2 protein-coding genes are annotated in these 5,054 nt (G+C 65.3%); one reads left to right on the forward strand and one right to left on the reverse strand.

From position 1 onward, the window contains the following. Positions 1 to 442 precede the first annotated feature (442 nt). Complete coding sequence (locus JHD07_RS21625; RefSeq protein WP_291625594.1) at positions 443 to 3,934, reverse strand: indolepyruvate ferredoxin oxidoreductase family protein; 3,492 nt, start codon at positions 3,932 to 3,934, stop codon at positions 443 to 445. 282 nt (positions 3,935 to 4,216) lie between these two features. On the opposite strand from JHD07_RS21625, the gene JHD07_RS21630 reads away from it, so the two are divergent. Beyond that, a partial coding sequence (locus tag JHD07_RS21630) for a cytochrome c (RefSeq protein WP_291625596.1) occupies positions 4,217 to 5,054 on the forward strand: 838 nt, incomplete at its 3' end.

A 5,054-nucleotide genomic window follows, 5' to 3' on the forward strand; every position in this document is an offset into this window, starting at 1 on the left:
GCTTATGTCGTGCTCTCCCCGGGGAGCGATGCACTATTGCCCCCGTCGCCTTGCGAGTGACCCGCAAGACTTGACGCACAGACCCCGGGCGTCAGGACCACACGATTTTGCCGTACGCGAGACCGCGCCCGTCGTACACGAGACAATCGCCCGTGTGACGCAGCCCGCGCCCACCGCCGCTCACCCCGCGTTTCGTGACGATCGCGATACGCCCCTTTGAGAGGGATGAGGTGGCGGATGGATACGACAATCCCGAATTTCGGTAAAGCGGAATGTTTTTACCCGCGCTGATTGACCGATACAATGGGTGTTTTGCCCGACGGGCGGCGCAAGGGATAGTGCTGTAGGGTGGGCAAAGCGAAAGCGTGCCCACGTCTTCTTCGTAGTCAATGGCAGGGGGTGGGCACGGCGCTTTGCGCCTTTGCCCACCCTACGGGAGCGCCTACTCCGCTGCGATCTGCCTCGGCGCGGGCGGCGGATTGGCCAAGTCCGCGGCGAGCTGGGCGTAGCGGGCCTTGGCGTCGGCGACTGCCTTCTCCTTCACCGGGCCGTAGCCGCGGATGCGGTCGGGCAGCGAGAGCAGCTCGACCGCGGTGTCGATCGTGACCGGCGACAACAGGCCGAGCATGGTGGCGACGTCCTTCTCGTAGCCGGCGATCAGGTCGCGCTCAAGCTTGCGGTCGGCGCTGCGGCCGAAGATGTCGAACGGGGTGCCGCGCAGGAACTTGAACTTTGCCAGCACGCGGAAGACGTTCAGCATCCACGGGCCGAACGCGCGCTTCTTCGGACGTCCCAGCGCATCGACGCCGGACGCCAGGATGGGCGGAGCCAGGTTGAAGCTGAACTTGAAGTCGCCCTCGAACTGGTCGCGGAGCTGCTGCTCGAAGGCGCCGTCAGTGTAGAGGCGCGCGACTTCGTACTCGTCCTTGTAGGCGAGCAGCTTGGCATAGTTCACCGCGACCGCGCGCGGCAGCGCATCGCCATAGCCGCCCTTCGCCGCGGCTTCGCGGACCTGATCGACCAGCTTGCGATAACGTCTTGCCAGCCGGCCATTCTGGTAGGCGGTCAGGTGCTTGACGCGATGCTCGATCACCTCGTCGAGCGTCATTGCGTCCAAGGCCTTGGGCGGGACGACCTCATCCGTACCCTTCAGCATGCCGGCAAGGCGCGCAGGGTCCGCGACCGCGAGGCGGCCGAGGCGGAAGGCTTCCTTGTTCATCTTGATCGAGACGCCGTTGATCTCGATCGCCTGTTCGATCGCTGCCGCCGACAGCGGAAACAGGCCCTTCTGATAGGCATAGCCCATCATCATCATATTGGTGGCGATGGCATCACCGAGCAGCTGCTCGGCCGGCCTGGTGAAGTCGAAGAACACCGAGTCCTTGTGCAGCGCCGTCTCCAGCACCGCGTTGAGCTTGCGGGTCTGGAAGTTGAAGTCGCGGTTGAGGACGAAGTCGGCGGTGGGAATGACGTGGCTGTTGATGATGCCGCGGGTGCGGCTGGTGTCGCAGAGCGAGATCGTGTCCTTGGCGACCGCGACCACCTCGTCGGCGGCGAGCACGAGATCGGCCGTGCCGGTGACGATGCGCGAGCAGGTCACCTCCGCCGGATGATCCGAGAGGCGGACATGGCTGAGCACCGCCCCGCCCTTCTGTGCGAGGCCCGACATGTCGAGGATCATGGAGGCCTTGCCCTCGATATGGGCGGCCATGCCGAGCAGTGCGCCGATGGTCAGTACGCCGGTGCCGCCAACGCCGCCGACGGCGATGTTGTAGGGCTTGTCGAGCGTCGGCCGCGAGGCCGGCTCGGGCAATTCGCCGATGTCGCTGAGCTCGCTAGGCGCGCGGTGGCGCGGCTTGCCGCCGTCCACGGTGACGAAGGACGGGCAGAAGCCCTTCAGGCAGGAATAGTCCTTGTTGCAGGACGACTGGTTGATGGCGCGCTTGCGGCTGAACTCGGTCTCCAACGGCTCGACCGAGATGCAGTTCGACTGCACCGAGCAGTCGCCGCAGCCTTCGCAGACCGCCGGGTTGATCATGACGCGGCGTGCCGGATCCTCCATCAGGCCGCGCTTGCGGCGGCGGCGCTTCTCGGCGGCGCAGGTCTGCACGAACACGATCGCCGAGGTGCCCTTGAACTCCCGGCACATCTTCATGACGTTTTGCAGCTCGTCGCGATGGTACAGCTTGACGCCGGGCGCGATGGTGTCCGCCGGATAGGTGTCGGGCGCCTCCGAGACCAGGTAGATCTCGCGGATGCCTTCGGCGTGGAGCTGATGCGTGATCTGCTGCGGCGACAGGTCGCCGTCATGGCGCTGGCCGCCGGTCATGGCCACCGCGTCGTTGTAGAGGATCTTGTAGGTGATGTTGGCCTTGGAGGCGACCGCCTGGCGGATGGCGAGAATGCCGGAGTGGAAGTAAGTGCCGTCGCCGAGGTTGGCGAAGATGTGGTTCTCGTTGGTGAACGGCGCGATGCCGACCCAGGGCACGCCCTCGCCGCCCATATGGGTGAAGGTCTCGGTCGAGCGGTCCATCCACAGCGCCATGAAGTGGCAGCCGATGCCGGCCAGCGCGCGGCTGCCTTCGGGGACCTTAGTGGAGGTGTTGTGGGGGCAACCGGAGCAGAAATACGGGGTTCGGGAGACCGGCGCCGTCGGGATCATCTGCGACGCCTGGCGGCCGTTGAACCAGTCGGCCTTGGCGCGGAGCATCTCCGCGATCTCGGGGTTGAGGTTGAGTCGAAGCAGGCGCTCGGTCAGCGAGGTCGCGAGCGAGGCGACGCTGAGCTCGGCGGCGAAGGTCAAAAAGCGCTTGTCGTGCTCGTCCATCTTGCCGACGATGCGCGGGCGTACGTCGTCGCGCCAGTTGAACAGCACCTGCTTGACCTGGTTCTCGACGATCTCGCGCCGCTCCTCGACGATGAAGATCTCCTCGAGGCCGACGGCGAATTCATGCACGCCTTCCGGCTCCAGCGGCCAGGGCATGCCGATCTTGTAGAGACGAAGGCCGATTTTCGCGGCGACCTGCTCGGTGATGCCGAGCTCGCGCAGCGCCTGCCGCACGTCCTCATAGCTCTTGCCGGACGCCATGATGCCGAAGCGAGCGTTCGGCGAATCCATGGTGACGCGGTTGACCTTGTTGGCGCGGGCAAAGGCGATCGCGGCAAAGCCCTTGTAGTCCTGCAGGCGTCGGTCCTGCTCGAAGCGGTCGTCGGGCCAGCGCAGATTGAGGCCTCCGGGCGGCAGCTCGAAATCGGTGGGGATGATGAAGGGCTTCATCTCGTCGGTGAGATCGATCTCGGCGGTGGTCTCCACCGTCTCCGTGATCACCTTCATGCCGACCCAGCAGCCGGAATAGCGCGACATCGCGATGCCGAGCAGGCCCATCTCGATCATCTCGTGGATGCTCGAGGGGTAGAGATACGGCATCAAGGCCGACATGAACGCATGGTCGGACTGATGCGGGACGGTCGAGGACTTTGCGCCGTGGTCGTCGCCGGCAAGGCAGAGCACGCCGCCGTTCTTGGCGGAGCCCGCGGCATTGCCGTGGCGGAACACGTCGCCGCAGCGGTCGACGCCGGGGCCCTTGCCGTACCAGATGCCGACCACGCCGTCGTATTTGGCACCGGGCGAGAGGTTGAGCTGCTGCGAGCCCCAGACGGCGGTGGCCGCGAGGTCCTCGTTCACGCCGGGCTGGAACTTGATGTTGTACTGCTCGAGGTGCTTGCGGGCCGCGAACAGCTGCTGGTCGTAGCCGCCGAGCGGCGAGCCGCGATAACCGGAGATGAAGCCCGCGGTATTGAGGCCGTTGGCGCGGTCGCGCCGGATCTGGGCCATCGGCAGGCGGACCAGGGCCTGGATGCCCGTGGTGAAGACGTGTCCGGTTTCCTGGGTGTATTTTTGATCGAGACTGATCGGACCCTGGTTGATGCCCATGCTGTCCTCTTTTGCCGCCCTGTTCCGGACGTGCTGACTTAAGCCGTTGCCGTCCCGTTGTTTTTAGCTAGGGCGCGCCGACCACCGCCGCCACTCTATGTCGGATATTTCATGCTCCGCATCACAAATCTGGACCAGGGAGCCCGCCGGGACAAAATCGCAATTTAGTGGCCTGAAATACGCTGGGCGTTTTCAATTTGTGTCACCATACCCCCGGCATCGCGAAATGAATCCATGCTGCCTCGTGCGGGATGCGGGCGATTGGTCGCAGGAGTGGCTTTGATGCGGACGATTCTGGCTGGCCTGGCGCTTGCCGGCCTCGCGTTGTGCAGTGCGGCTGCAACGGCGGCCGAACCATCGCCCGAGCTGATCGCCACTGGCAAGGCGCTGGTCGAGACCGGCGACTGCGCGGGCTGCCACACCGCCGATCCGGCCAAACCGTTCGCGGGCGGCAAGCGCATCGACACGCCCTTCGGTGCGATCTATGCGCCGAACCTGACGCCGGACCGCGACACCGGCATCGGCGCCTGGACCGACGCCGATTTCACCCGCGCCTTGCGCTATGGCATCGCGCCGGACGGCTCGAACTATTACCCGGCGTTCCCCTATCCCTACTTCACGCGCATGACGAAGGACGACACGCTGGCGATCCGCGCCTATCTCGGCACGGTCACGCCTGTGATGAACCGCAACAAGCCGCCGGAGCTGCGCTGGCCGTTCGGCTATCGCGGCCTGATGCGGGTCTGGAACGCGCTGTATTTCAAGCCCGGCCTGTTCGAGCCGGACCAGAGCAAGAGCACGGCCTGGAACCGAGGCGGCTATCTCGTCACCGGCCTTGGCCATTGCGGCGCCTGCCATACCCCGAAAAACTATTTCGGCGCCGACAAGGATGCGCAGGCGCTCTCCGGCAACGAGGTCGGAGGCTGGTTTGCCCCGCGCCTCGATGGCGCCGTGCGCACCGGGCTGAAATCGTGGAGCGAGGCGGACATCACGGAGTATCTGCAAAGCGGGCGCAACGCCAAGAGCCATGCCGGCGGGCCGATGGCGGAGGTCGTCGTCAACTCGACCTCGAAAATGAGCGATGCCGATGTGCGCGCGATCGCCATTTACTTGAAGAGCC

The sequence above is a fragment of the Bradyrhizobium sp. genome (assembly GCF_016462955.1).
Taxonomy (GTDB): Bacteria; Pseudomonadota; Alphaproteobacteria; order Rhizobiales; family Xanthobacteraceae; genus Bradyrhizobium.